Genomic DNA, 12629 nt, shown 5'->3' on the forward strand with positions numbered 1-12629 from the left:
GCCTGGCGAAGGTGGTCTTGCCGCTGCCGGACTCCCCGACCAACCCGAGCGTTTCGCCGGGCCGGAGGCTGACTGAAACGTCCTTCACCGCCCTCAATGCACGGCCATGGCTGGCATAGGTCTTGTTCAGTCCCTCGACCTGCAGCACGGGCGGCGCCTGCTTCGGCGCGACGGCGGCAATTTCGGCGGGTGTCGCGCGCGGCAGCGACTGCGCCTTGTCGTGATAGTGGCAGCGCGACAGCCGGCCGCCTCCAAGCTCATAGAGCGGCGGCGGCTCGCTGCGGCAGCGCTCCGTCGCCAGCGCGCAGCGGTCGGCGAAGGCACAGCCGACGATCGTGGCGCCGATGCCGGGCAGGAAGCCGGGGATCGTGTCGAGCCGGCCCTGGTCCTTGCGCTGGCCGCCGCGCGGCAGGCAGCGCAGCAAGGCGACCGTGTAGGGATGGCGCGGATCGTTGAAGACGTCCTTGGTCGAGCCTTCCTCGACCAGCATCCCGGCATAGAGCACGCCGACCCGGTCGCACATGTTGGAGACCACGGCGAGGTTGTGGCTGATGAACAAGATTGAGGCCGAAAGCTCGCGGCGCAGTTGCGCGATGAGGTCGAGCACTTCGGCTTCGACCGTGGCGTCGAGACCCGTCGTCGGCTCGTCGAGGATCAGCATCGAGGGGTCGTTGGCCAAGGCCATCGCGATCGCCACGCGCTGCTGCATGCCGCCGGAAAGCTGGTGCGGGTAGCGCTGCATGACGCTGGCCGGATCCGAGATGCGCACAAGATTGAGCATCGCGATCGCCCTGTCGCTCGCCGCCTGTCCCGACGTGCCGGCAAGCTCGAAGATCTCGGTGAGCTGGCGGCCGATGCGCAATGATGGATTCAGCGCCTTGCCGGGATCCTGATAGACCATGGAGACGCTTTCCGCACGGGCGCGTCTGAGCGCCTCGGCATCGAGCTTCATCACATCCTGGCCGTCGAGTGCGATCGAGCCGCCGGTGATCGAGCCGTTGCGCGGCAGGTATCGCACCACGGCCAGCGCCGCGGTGGACTTTCCGCAGCCGGATTCGCCGACCAGCCCATAGGCCTCGCCGCGGCCGATTTTGAAGCTGACATTGCGCAGCACCGCCCGGTTGCGGCGCCCGACGCGATAGGCGACCGAGAGATCGTTGAGCTCGAGCGCGTTCCTGTCAGTCATTGAACGCTCCATGGACGCCGTCGGCCACTAGGTTGACCCCGATCACCAGCGAGGCGATCGCCAGCGCGTCGAACAGCACCGTCCACCAGAAGCCGCCGCCGATCATGCCGTAATTGCTGGAGATCGAGAGTCCCCAGTCGGGCGAGGGCGGCTGGATGCCGAAACCCATGAAGGAGAGCGTGGCGACGGCGAAGATCGCATAGCCCAGGCGCACTGTCGTCTCGACCAGGATCGGCGGGATCACGTTGGGCAGGATCTCGACGAACATCGTGTGCAGCGCGCCTTCGTGGCGAAGCTTTGCCGCCGCGACATAATCGAGCTCGCGTTCGGCCAGCACCGCCGAGCGCACCGTGCGGGCGATGATCGGTGCGAAGCTCAAGCCGATGACGACGATCACGGTGATCTTGGAAGTGCCGAGCGCAACGATGGCGAGCAGTGCGATGATCACCACCGGGATTGCCATGAAGGCTTCGAGGATACGGCCGACGATATCGTCGACGATGCCGCGGAAATAGCCGATGACGAGCCCGAGTGCGGTGCCGGCAATGGTCGCCAGAATCGTGGCCAAAGGTGCCACCGTCAGGATATCGCGCGAGCCGACGATGACGCGCGAGAAGACATCGCGGCCGATCTGGTCGGTGCCGAACCAGTGCTCGGCCGACGGTGGCGCCAGCGCGTTGATGATGTCGTCGGCAAGCGGATCGTAGGGGACGAAATGCTCGCCGAACAGCGCGCAGACGATCCAGAACAGGACGATGCCGAGCCCGGTCAGGAAGGTCCCCGATCGCAACAACGAATGCAGCACCTCGCCCCAGGGGCTGCGCTGTGTGGCGGCGTCCGGCGTTGGCAGGTTCGCGGGTGTGTCTGTCGCGCTCATTGCTCCGCTCCCAGCCGGATGCGCGGATTGAGCACCGAATAGAGGAAATCGGCGATCAATGTGGCCACCGCATAGACGATGCCGATGGTAAGGATGCCGGCCTCGAGCATCGGAAAATCCTTGCCGCGGGCGGCGGTGAAGATCAGCGAGCCGATGCCCTGGTAGCGGAACAGCGTCTCGATCACGACAAGGCCGCCGATGAGGTAGCCGGTCTGGGTTGCGATGACGGTGATGGTCGGCAATAGCGCATTGCGCAGCACATGCCGCCAGATCACCGTGCGCCACGGCAGACCTTTAAGCACCGCGGTGCGCGTATAGTCGGAATCGAGCGCCTCGATCATCCCCGACCGCGCCATGCGAGCGATATAGCCGAACAGCACCAGAAACAGCGGCAGCGACGGCAGGATGAGATAATAGAGCTGGGTGAAGACGCCGGCACCCTTCGGCCAGGCCGCCGCGATCGGCAGCCAGCGCAGCCAGACGCCGAAGATCAGGATCAGGATGATGCCGGTGACGAACTCGGGCAGCACCGTCACCGACAATCCGCCGAGGCTGATGATGCGGTCGAGCGGCCGGTTGAGGTTGAGCGCGGCGATGACACCGCCGAGGATGCCGATCGGCACCACCAGCACGAAGGCGACGAGCGCCAGCTTCATCGAATTGCCCAAAGCGTCGATGACGAAGGGCGCCACCGGCGCGCGGAAAATGTAGGACGTGCCCATGTCGCCATGAACGAAGTTCCAGATCCAGCTTCCGTACTGGACGAGCAGCGGCCGGTCGACGCCGAGCGAGTGATTGAGCGCGTCGACGGCGCGCTGGTCGGCAAACGGCCCCAATATCGCGCGCCCGACATTGCCGGGCAGCACCTGCCCGCCCAGGAACACCATGACGCTGAGCAGGAACAGCGTCACGAGCGACAGAGCCACGCGCCGGGTGAGGAAGCCGAGGATGGCGAATACTCCTATTGGAGCCGGCTCTCCGTCGAGAGCCGGCTGTCAGGGATAAGCTTGCTCCCTCGCGTCAGGCTTTCGAAGCCTTTTCGAGGAACAGCTGCGACATGGCGGTGGGCTGCACGCCCGCCACGCCTTTCGCCGTCGCAGTCAGGTAGTCGTAGAAATAGCCGAAGATCACCGGCGTTTCCTCGAGCAGCAGCTTCTGGATCTTGCCGGCTGCAGCCTTCTGCGCCTCGAGATCGAGGGCCGCGATATAGCTGGTCGCCAGCTGGTCATAGTCCTTGTTCTTGAAATGCGCGGCATTCCAGGTGCCCTCGCTCTTCAATGGCGCCGCGAGATAGACGTTCGGCACGCCGCGGTGGCCGTAGTCGGTGATGCCCATCACCGAATCCAGCCAGTTCGATTTGCCGAACACCGCATCGCCGTAATAGGCGCTTTGGTCGAGGATGTTGAGCTCGAGCTCGATACCGATCTCCTTGACCCAGTTCTGGATCAGCTGCGCGTATTCGGGGATTTCCAGATAGCGCTCGGTGGTCAGCGTTATTTTGAACCCCTTGCCGGCGCCGGCCGCTTCCATCAGTTGCTTGGCCTGCGCGATGTCCTGCTCGCGCTGCGGCACGCTGGTGTCCGTCGACGGATAGACCCCGGCGAACGGGCTGTCATTGCCTTCCTGGGCGCGGCCTTTCATCAGGCCGGCGACCAACTTCTTGCGATCGATGCTGAGCGCGATGGCGCGGCGTACCCGCGGGTCCTTCATCGGACCGTCGTCGCAGCGTAGATGCAGTTGCTGATGCGCCGACGATTTCAGGCTGATGACGTTCACGTTCGGGTCGTTGAGGACGGCGACGCCCGCCAGCACCGGCATCTGATTGATGATGTCGATCTGGCCGCCCTGTAGCGCCAGGATCTGCGGCTGGATGTCGGTGAAGAAGGTGAATTCGGTGCGCTCCGGCAGGGCCTTTTCGCCCCAGTAGTTCTCATTGCGAACGAAGGAGGCGCCTACTTTGGGCGTGTACTTCTCCAGCTTGAACGGCCCGGTGCCGTCGAAGCTCTTTTCGTAATCGCCCTTGTAGCTCGCCGGGATGATGACGGCGTTGTAGTTGTCGGACGACAGCATATAGGGGAAGTTGCCGTTCGGCGCGTCGAGGTGGAATTCCACCGTGTAGTCGTCGACCTTCTTGCTGGCTCCCTTCGAGAGGATGCCGCTGAACACCGACAGCGCGTTGGAGGAGTTGGCGGGATCGGCAAGCCGGTCGATGCTGGCCACAACGTCCTCGGCCTTCATCTCGCCGCCTGAGTGGAACTTGACGCCCTTGCGCAGCGTGAAGGTCCACACCGAGCCATCGGCATTCGGCTTCCAGCTTTCGGCCAGTGCCGGCTTGAGCACCAGGTCGGGGCCGTCGACGCAGAGGAATTCGGCTACCTGCTGCATGACGAGCAGGCCGCCGGCGTCGGCGATGGTGACCGGGTCGACCGCGGCGGCCGGCACGCTGCTGCCGACGCGGATGGTGGCGCCCGGCGCGCCCTGGGCGCGGGCAAGCGAGGGCGCGGCGCCGAAGCCGGCGGCCATGCCGATGCGGCCGAGAAGCGGCAGCGACAGGCCGAGCAGGCTGCCGTGGCGCACGAAATCGCGGCGGCTGACGCGGCCGTCGATGAGCCCGTCGATGAGGTGATTTTCAAGCGGCGTGCGGTTGCGCCGGATGAGATCGAGAACGCGGTAGTTCTTGCTCATGGGTCTAAACCCTTCCCCAGTTCTTGTGGTTGGCGAGTGCATTCCGGTTGACGACGTGAGTTCTCCGGTCCCGGCCATCGTCAAGAATTCAGTCGAACGAACTGTAACATGCAGTTTGGTCCGGTCCATCCGCTCCTTGAAGCGGAAAAGTCAGATTTTCTTGATGCATGCCTAGCTCGGGCGTGCAGCCCCGATCGAAATCGTGGCCGCCTCGATTCGATATTTGCCGGTCTCCTTTCCTTTTGGCGATCTCCCAGTTCAGCTCAGCGAAAAGCCTGCTAGCGCGATCGGCGTTGCGGCGCTGCTCCCGATCTTCATCTCAGCCGATCTCGAAGAAGGGCTTGCCGAGCAGGTCCGGCACCACGTCGATGCCGAGCCCGGGGCCGTCGGGAATGCCCATGCGGCTGCCCGCGACCGGCGGCTTGTTGGAGGCGGTGCGCACCGTCACCCATTCGTGGAAGGCGATGGCATGCAGACGGCGCTCTTCCGGCGTCGACAGCGACAGATGCGCCATCGCGGCGGTGTCGATCTCCGCGCCGCCGGTGTCTTCGACGGTGATCATGAAACCGAGATCGACGGCGACGTCGCGGATCAGCCGCGTCTGCGTCACGCCGCCGAGGCGCGAGATCTTCAGCGTCAGCCCATCGGCTGCGCCTAGGCGATGGATTTCCAGCATCTCACCCATCGATGTGACGGATTCGTCGAGCACCATCGGTTTGTCGAGCATGCGGCGCACCGACATGTTCTCCTCGATCGTCGTGCAGGGCTGCTCGAATGTGTAGTCGATGTCGCGTGTGGCATCGGCGAACTGGCGCGCCTGGTAGGGCGTCCAGCCGGCATTGGCGTCGCAGAAGATCACCGTGCCCTTCGGCACGGCTGATGCGACGGCGCTCACTCGCTCGATATCGTCGCGGACATTGCCGCCGACCTTGACCTGCAGCCGATGGTAGCCTTCGGCAACGATGCGCTTGGCAAGCGCCGCCATCTGGTCGACTGTGCCATGGGTCACGACCCGGTACAGTTCCGCCGTCTCGCTCTCGCGGCCGCCGAGCATCGCTACCAACGGCACTTCGGCCGCACGGGCGGCGAGATCCCAGCAAGCCATGTCAAGCGCGGCTTTGACGTAGGGATGGCCCTTGAACACCGTGTCCATCAACCTGCCGATGCCGGCCAGCCCGCGCGGGTCATGGCCGATGAGATGCGGCGCGATCTCCGGCACGCCCGCGCGCGTTCCCGCGGGAAACGCGGCCGAGTAGAAATTGCCGAGCGGCGCCATCTCGCCCCAGCCGGTCACGCCTGTGTCGGAAGTGATGGCGACGATCACCGCATCGAAACAGTCGGCGACCCGGCCCTTGGACATGCGGTAGGGCCCGTCCACGAAGGGCTGCACGACATGGTAGGCTTTTATGCTCTTGATCTTCACGTTTGTGTCCGTTTGTCCGCGGGTTTGTCAGGCGCCCTTCGATGCGCGCTTTTCGAGGCTGCGCGCATAGGCAAGAAGCGCTTCGAAATCGTTGTCGATATGCTCGCGGGCATGGCGCTGGGCGGCGCGCATGTCCGTGCCCTTGAGCAGCGCCACATAGGTTTCGTGCAGGTCCTCGGCCGGTACCGGCTCGTTCCGCGCACGCTGGTGCAGGGCGAAATACATTTGCAGCCGGCTGGTCAGCCGCTGCCAGGTTTCGAGCAGCACCGAATTGTCGGCCCACTCATAGACCAGCCCGTGCAGCTGCAGCGCCGTCTCGATCTGGCGCGTGGTGTCGAGCGCCCGGGTCGCCTGCTTCACCGCTTCGTGGCGGCGGTCGAGCTCGTCGAAGAAGCGCTGGTCGCGCTGCGGCCAGGCGAGCTCGATGGCGAAGTCGTCGAGCACCTTGTTGAGGGAATAGGCGTCGACGATGTCCTTGGCGGTGACGTCGACGACGAAGGTTCCGGCATAGGGAATGCTGGTCAGGATACCTTCCTGCACCAGCTCGCGCATCGCCTCGCGCAGCGGCGCGCGGCTTACCCGCATCTGCTCGGAGATGCGGAGTTCGTTGAGCTTCTGCCCAGGCTCCAGCTGGCCGGTCAGAATGGCGCGCCTGAGCATCGCGACGATCTCGGCCCTGCGCGTCGTATCCGCGATCGGACTGAAATCCAGCTTTGACATGTGGGCCACTCCGGATGAAACCGACTGCAAGACAAGCAGATTGTCGACAATCCAACAAGAGGGTGACTATCGTTTTTTCGCGGATGGCAGGCGCGCAAACAAAACGGCGCCCTCGATGTGGGTGTCGAGGGCGCCGTCGGACCGGGACTGATGGGGGATTATCAGCTGGCCGGTTTCGTTTCCGGCAAGGGAGAAACCGGCATTCCGGGTCCGATCTTCTGCAAATTGCCGGTGATCACCTGGTCGCTCTCGGAGATGCCTGAGGTGACGGAAATCAGATCGCCGTCGGTCGGGCCGAGCGACACCAGCTTCTGGTCTACGGTGTTGTCTTTGCCGAGGACGTACAGGTATTTGCCGAGCTGGCTGGAACCCAGCGCCACCTGCGGCACCATCAGCGTATTGGGCTGCTCCTTCACATGCAGCCGCACGCGCACATACTGCCCGGGCAGCAGCGCGAACTTGGCGTTGCCGATCGTCGCCCGCGCGGTGATCGTGCCGGTCGAATGATCGATCGTGTTGTCGATGAAGGTGAGCTGGCCCTTCTGGCTGGGCTCGGTCTCGCCGGGCAACAGCACGTCGACCGCGATCGGACCGTTGGCCTTCGCCTGCTCGATCTGGACGAGGTCGGTCTCGCTCGGATTGAAGGTGACGTAGATCGGGTCGAGCTGCACCAGCGTGTTGAGAACCGTGCCTGCGACGCTCACCAGGGTACCGACCGAGGCTTGGTTGCGGCCGATCCGTCCGGAGAACGGTGCCTTGATCTCGGCATAGCCGAGATTGAGCTCGGCCGTCCGCACCGCCGCCTGGTCGACCGCGAGGGCGGCTTCGGCCGTGCGCAAGTTGCTGGTGCGCTGGTCGAAGCTGTCCTTGGCGAGGTACCCGGCCTTGGCAAGGTCGGTGCCACGGCCCAGATTGGACCGCGCGTATTCGAGCGCTGCCGCGTCGCGCTGCACCTGCGCCTTCGCCTGGTCGAGCGCTGCCTGGTAGTCCTCGGGCGCGATCCGGTAAAGCAGGTCGCCCTGCCTGACGTCGCTGCCGTCCTGCGCCGTCTGCTCCTGCAGATAGCCCGGCACGCGCGCCTGCAGGGTGATGTTGCGGATCGGCTCGACGCGCGCGGCGTAGTCGAGATAGATCGGCAGCGTCTTCTTGACGACGTTGACCACCGGGACCGGCATGACGAACGCCTTGGGCGCAGGCGCCGCGCCCGCAGTGCTGGCGCTGAGGCTGAGATTGCCCATGTCGAGCAGGTGCACGCTTGCCACCGAGATTGCGCCCAGCGCGACCGCCGTTCCCAAAGCGATTTTCCATTTACGCATGTTGGTCTCCAATCCTATTCGGCCGCCTGGGCGAGCCGGACGGGCTCGGCGGTCGGTTCAATGTCTTGTTGGCGCGGGGCATGGTGAGGCCCCGCGTCAGATTCCTTCTCGCCGCCGCGCTCGCGCAGCTTCTCGATCACCGCGTAGAAGACCGGCACGAAGACCAGCGACAGGATCGTCGCCGCCACCATGCCGCCGAAGACGGTGGTGCCGATCGACTGCCGGCTGGCGGCGCCCGCGCCGGTCGCGAACATCAGCGGCAGCACGCCGAGGATGAAGGCGAAGGCGGTCATCAGGATCGGCCGCAGCCTCAGCCGCGCGGCTTCCATCGCCGCCTCGACGATGGTCAGGCCTTCCTGGCGGCGCCGTCGGGCGAACTCGACGATCAGGATGGCATTCTTCGCCGCCAGGCCGATCAGCATGACGAAGCCGATCTGCGAGTAGACGTCGATCTGCATGCCGCGCAGCAAAAGCACGACGAAGGCGCCGAACAAAGCGAGCGGCACGGCGAGCAGCACCATGAAAGGCATCGCCCAGCTTTCATACTGCGCCGCCAGGATCAGGAAGACGAACACGATCGCCAGGCCGAACACGATCGAGGCGATCGATCCGGCCTGGAGCTCCTGATAGGTGATGCCGGTCCATTCATAGCCGAAGTCCCGCGGCAGCACGTTTGCGGCCGCCCGCTCCATGGCTGCGACTGCTTGTCCGGACGAGAAGCCCGGCGCCGCGCCGCCGTTGATGAGGGCGGATGCATTGTTGTTGTAATGCGGCACCGTCTCGGGACCGACGATCGGCACCAGCTTGCCCAGTGTGCTCAGCGGCACCATCCCGCCGGACGCATTGCGCACGTAGAGGCGCGAGATGTCGTTCGCGTTTCCGCGCGCGTCCTTGTCGGCCTGAATCGTCACCCGGAAGGTGCGGCCGAAAAGGTTGAAGTCGTTGACGTAGAGGGAGCCGAGATAGATCTGCAGCGTGTTGAACACGTCGGGCAGGTTGAGGCCGAGCAGCTTCGCCTTGCTGCGGTCGAGGTCGTAGTTGAACTGCGGCGTCGAGGTCGAGAAGGACGAGAACAGCTGCTGCGGATTGAGCTCCGGCTGCTTGCGTGCTTCCGCGATCAGCGCCTGCGTGACCTCGTTGAGCGCGGCGCTGCCGCGGCCCGAAAGGTCTTCCACCTGGAATTCGAAGCCGCCGGTCGTGCCGAGGCCCGGGATCGAGGGTGGATCGAAGGAGAGCGCAAACGCCTCCGGTATCTGCAGCAACTTGTTGCGCACCTCGGCCACCAGCTTCGAGGCGTTCTGGTCGGGCCCGCGTTCGTCCCACGGCTTCAGGATGGCGAACTCCACCGCCGAGTTCGATTGCGCGGCGCTGGTAAGGAAGTTCAGGCCGCTGATCGAGCCGACGATGTCGACGCCGGGCGTGTTCTGCAGGATGTCGCGCGCCTTCTGCGCCACCGCGTCGGTGCGCTCCAGCGAAGCGCCGTCCGGCAGCTGGATGACGACGAAGAAATAACCCTGATCCTCCACCGGAAGGAAGGTCGAGGGCAGCTTCTGCCAGACGAAATAGGTGGCGACCAGGCCCGCCGCGAACAGGCCGAGCATGGCCCAGCGCAGCCGGATCAGAATGCGCACGCCATGCGCGTAGGCATGCGACAGCCAGTCGAAGCCGGCATTGAACCAGCGGAACAGCACGAACTGCGTTCCGCCGCGATGGCGCAGGAACGCGGCGCTCAGCGCCGGGCTCAGCGTCAGCGAGTTGAAGGCGGAGATGCCGACCGAGATCGCGACGGTAAGCGCGAACTGGTTGTAGAGCCGTCCCGAAACGCCGGGAATGAAGGCGACCGGGATGAACACCGCCATCAGCACCGCGGTGGTGGCGATGATTGGGCCAGTCACTTCGGCCATCGCCGCGCGCGTCGCGGCGAGCGGCTTGAGGCCGGCTTCCAGCTGCCGCTCGACATTCTCGACCACGACGATGGCGTCGTCGACGACGAGGCCGATCGCCAGCACCATGCCGAGCAGCGAGAGCATATTGAGCGAGAAGCCCAGCATGTACATCACCGCCAGCGTCGCGATCAACGACACCGGGATGGCGATGGTCGGGATGATGGTGGTGCGCCAGCTCTGCAGGAAGATGAAGACGACAGCCACCACCAGCACCAGCGCTTCGCCGAGCGTGATCAGCACGTCATGCATCGAGGCCGAGACGAAGCGCGTCGTATCGTAGTGCATGGCGTAGTGGACGCCCTTCGGGAAGCGCGCCGACAATTCTTGCATCTTGTCCTTGACCCGCTGCTGCAGGTCGAGCGCGTTGGAGCCGGGCATCTGGTAGACGGCGAGCACCACGGTCGGGTCCTTGCCGAAGAAGGCCGATGACGAATATTGCAGCGCGCCGAGCTCGATGCGGGCGACGTCGCGCAGACGCACGAGCGAGCCGTTCTGCGAGTTGGCGCGCACGACGATGTCGCCGAATTCCTTCGGGTCGCTCAAACGGCCGACCGCATTGACCTGCATCTCGAAGGCGGTGCCGGCCGGCGCCGGCGATTGGCCGATCTTGCCCGCCGCCACCTGCACGTTCTGCTCGGAAATGGCGTTCTGCACATCGACGGCGGTGATGCCGAGATTGGCCAGTTTGTCCGGATCGAGCCAGACGCGCATCGAATAGCGCCGTTCACCGAAGATCTGCACGTCACCGACGCCAGGCAGCCGCTTCAGCGGATCGACGACCTGGAGATAGGCGAGGTTGCTCAGCGCCACCGGATCGACCGAGCCGTCGGGCGAGGTGAGGTCGACGATCAGAACGAAGTTCGGGTTCTGCTTCTTGATCGTGACGCCGCCCTGGTTGACGATGGCCGGCAGGGAGGATGCGGCCTGCGAGACGCGGTTCTGGACGTCGACGGCCGCCGTGCTCAGCGGATAGCCGACGTCGAATGTGATGGTGATGGTCGAGGAGCCGTCATTCGAGCTCGTCGACGACATATAGGTCATGCCTTGCACGCCGTTGATCTGCTGCTCCAGCGGCGTGGTGACCGTATCGGCCACCACCTGCGCGCTGGCGCCTGGATAATGGGCGCTGACCACGACCTGCGGGGGCGTGATGTCAGGAAACTGCGAGACCGGCAGCAGGAAATAGGCGATCGCACCGGCGAGCACCATGATGATGGCGATCGCCGATGCGAAGATCGGGCGGTGGATGAAGAAGTTCACCATGACGCGGATGCCTCGCCGAACGGTTTTGCAAAATGGCGCAGGCGCCGGGCCCGGACGGAGCCGGAATCCTCCAGGAAGGATGGCAGGACATCGTCCGGCGCCTGTTCCGCGGCGCGCGAGCGCAGCATCCGTTCGAAGGCGGCGGGATCGACCCCATCAGCCTTCATCACCAGCCGGATCATCGGATCCCGGATGGCTTCGTCGATCGTCAGGTCTTTGCGCTTTTGCATAGGAGCGGCTCCTTGCTGCGGCCCGCATCGGATGATCACGGACCGCTTTTTCTCGTTTTCACCGGCCGAAGCCGCATGACAGGCAGGTTTTTTGTCCTATCTCACTCTGGCAGGGCTATCGGTGGGCCTTGTCGTTTGACGAGGAGCGATATAGGTGTTACCAGTAAGTAACATCTGAAAGTTACAGACCGGTAACACCCTAGTCAAGAGGTGACCTCGGTTTTTTTGGAAACGACGAAAGGAGAGCATGATGACTGACGGCGTTGCGGAACGTTCCCGCCCCCGGGATCGGATCCTGGAAACGGCGCAGGACATGTTCCACAAGCACGGAATCAAGGGTGTGGGCGTCGACGCCATCACGGAGGCTGCCGGCACCAACAAGATGACGCTCTATCGTCACTTCGAATCCAAGGACGATCTGATCATCGAATGCCTGCGCGCCACAGCGGCGAAGGCTTCAAGGATATGGGACGAGTTCGAGGCCGAGCATCCCGGCGACAAGCTCGCGCAGTTGCATGCCTGGGTCCGCAAGGCTTCGGAGCTGCTCAGCGCCGACAGTCGCGGCTGCGACATGGCCAATGCCGCCGTCGAGCTCACCGAGACCGATCACCCGGCACGGCGCGTCATCAAGGAACTGAAGGAAGCCCAGCGCGAAAAGCTGGTTGCGCTCTGCCGCGATGCCGGCATCGGCCAGGCCGAGCTGCTCGCCGATACGCTATCGCTGCTGCTCGAAGGCGCGCGCGTCTCGATGCAGAGCGTTGGCGCCGAGGGCCCGAGCGCGCAGTTCGTGCGCATGGCCGAAAGCCTGATCGCCTCGTTCCGGGCACGCTGACCACATCCCTCATCCGCCCCTTCGGGCCACCTTTCTCCCCGAGGGGAGCAGAGGTTTGGGGCGGCACCAACGATCTCCTCTTCCCTCGGGGAGAAGTCGAATTCCCCGAATTGCAAGGCAATACCCGGGTGAGGGGCGCTCCGCCTAAGTG

General features: G+C 64.5%; 10 protein-coding genes. 1 reads left to right on the plus strand and 9 read right to left on the minus strand.

Annotation, left to right across the window (positions count from 1 at the left end; translation table 11 throughout):
* The 9 genes from EOA32_RS09050 to EOA32_RS09090 all read right to left on the minus strand — a co-directional run.
* The coding region (locus EOA32_RS09050; RefSeq protein ID WP_245499215.1) for an ABC transporter ATP-binding protein at positions 1-1186 on the minus strand (1186 nt) is incomplete at its 3' end.
* Entirely contained in the window at positions 1179-2063 is an 885-nt protein-coding gene (locus EOA32_RS09055; protein WP_128371538.1) for an ABC transporter permease, read from the minus strand. The genes EOA32_RS09050 and EOA32_RS09055, both read right to left, overlap by 8 nt.
* On the minus strand, positions 2060-3013 hold the full coding sequence (locus tag EOA32_RS09060; protein WP_128371539.1) for an ABC transporter permease: 954 nt from the start codon (positions 3011-3013) through the stop codon (positions 2060-2062). Before EOA32_RS09060 ends, EOA32_RS09055 begins: the two co-directional genes overlap by 4 nt.
* A 70-nt stretch (positions 3014-3083) precedes the next feature.
* On the minus strand, positions 3084-4748 hold the full coding sequence (locus EOA32_RS09065; protein WP_128371540.1) for an ABC transporter substrate-binding protein: 1665 nt from the start codon (positions 4746-4748) through the stop codon (positions 3084-3086).
* A 319-nt stretch (positions 4749-5067) separates the two neighbouring features.
* The gene (locus tag EOA32_RS09070) at positions 5068-6171 is read right to left on the minus strand and encodes a mandelate racemase/muconate lactonizing enzyme family protein (RefSeq protein ID WP_128371541.1); all 1104 of its coding nucleotides are present in this window, start codon (positions 6169-6171) and stop codon (positions 5068-5070) included.
* A gap of 27 nt (positions 6172-6198) precedes the next feature.
* Complete coding sequence (locus tag EOA32_RS09075) at positions 6199-6891, minus strand: GntR family transcriptional regulator (RefSeq protein WP_128371542.1); 693 nt, start codon at positions 6889-6891, stop codon at positions 6199-6201.
* A 161-nt stretch (positions 6892-7052) separates the two neighbouring features.
* On the minus strand, positions 7053-8207 hold the full coding sequence (locus EOA32_RS09080) for an efflux RND transporter periplasmic adaptor subunit (protein ID WP_095781770.1): 1155 nt from the start codon (positions 8205-8207) through the stop codon (positions 7053-7055).
* A 14-nt stretch (positions 8208-8221) separates the two neighbouring features.
* Positions 8222-11416, minus strand: coding sequence for a multidrug efflux RND transporter permease subunit (locus EOA32_RS09085; RefSeq protein WP_128371543.1), 3195 nt, complete (start codon positions 11414-11416; stop codon positions 8222-8224).
* Positions 11410-11646, minus strand: a complete 237-nt coding sequence (locus EOA32_RS09090; protein ID WP_095830476.1) for a hypothetical protein — start codon at positions 11644-11646, stop codon at positions 11410-11412. The genes EOA32_RS09085 and EOA32_RS09090 overlap by 7 nt, the downstream gene beginning before the upstream one ends.
* 250 nt (positions 11647-11896) lie before the next feature.
* Here EOA32_RS09090 and EOA32_RS09095 point away from each other — a divergent pair, with 250 nt between their 5' ends.
* Positions 11897-12478 (plus strand): TetR/AcrR family transcriptional regulator, encoded by a 582-nt coding sequence (locus EOA32_RS09095; RefSeq protein WP_066989382.1) that lies wholly within the window; start codon positions 11897-11899, stop codon positions 12476-12478.
* Positions 12479-12629 lie beyond the last annotated feature (151 nt).

It is taken from the genome of Mesorhizobium sp. M1A.F.Ca.ET.072.01.1.1, from assembly GCF_004023325.1.
Taxonomy (GTDB): domain Bacteria; phylum Pseudomonadota; class Alphaproteobacteria; order Rhizobiales; family Rhizobiaceae; genus Mesorhizobium.

Excerpts from the sequence above, each read along its gene's own strand:
- EOA32_RS09055 (WP_128371538.1), bottom strand. The coding sequence starts at position 2,063 with ATGAGCGCGACAGACACACCCGCGAACCTGCCAACGCCGGACGCCGCC.
- EOA32_RS09065 (WP_128371540.1), bottom strand. The coding sequence starts at position 4,748 with ATGAGCAAGAACTACCGCGTTCTCGATCTCATCCGGCGCAACCGCACG.
- EOA32_RS09075 (WP_128371542.1), bottom strand. The coding sequence starts at position 6,891 with ATGTCAAAGCTGGATTTCAGTCCGATCGCGGATACGACGCGCAGGGCC.
- EOA32_RS09080 (WP_095781770.1), bottom strand. The coding sequence starts at position 8,207 with ATGCGTAAATGGAAAATCGCTTTGGGAACGGCGGTCGCGCTGGGCGCA.
- EOA32_RS09085 (WP_128371543.1), bottom strand. The coding sequence starts at position 11,416 with ATGGTGAACTTCTTCATCCACCGCCCGATCTTCGCATCGGCGATCGCC.
- EOA32_RS09090 (WP_095830476.1), bottom strand. The coding sequence starts at position 11,646 with ATGCAAAAGCGCAAAGACCTGACGATCGACGAAGCCATCCGGGATCCG.
- EOA32_RS09095 (WP_066989382.1), top strand. The coding sequence starts at position 11,897 with ATGACTGACGGCGTTGCGGAACGTTCCCGCCCCCGGGATCGGATCCTG.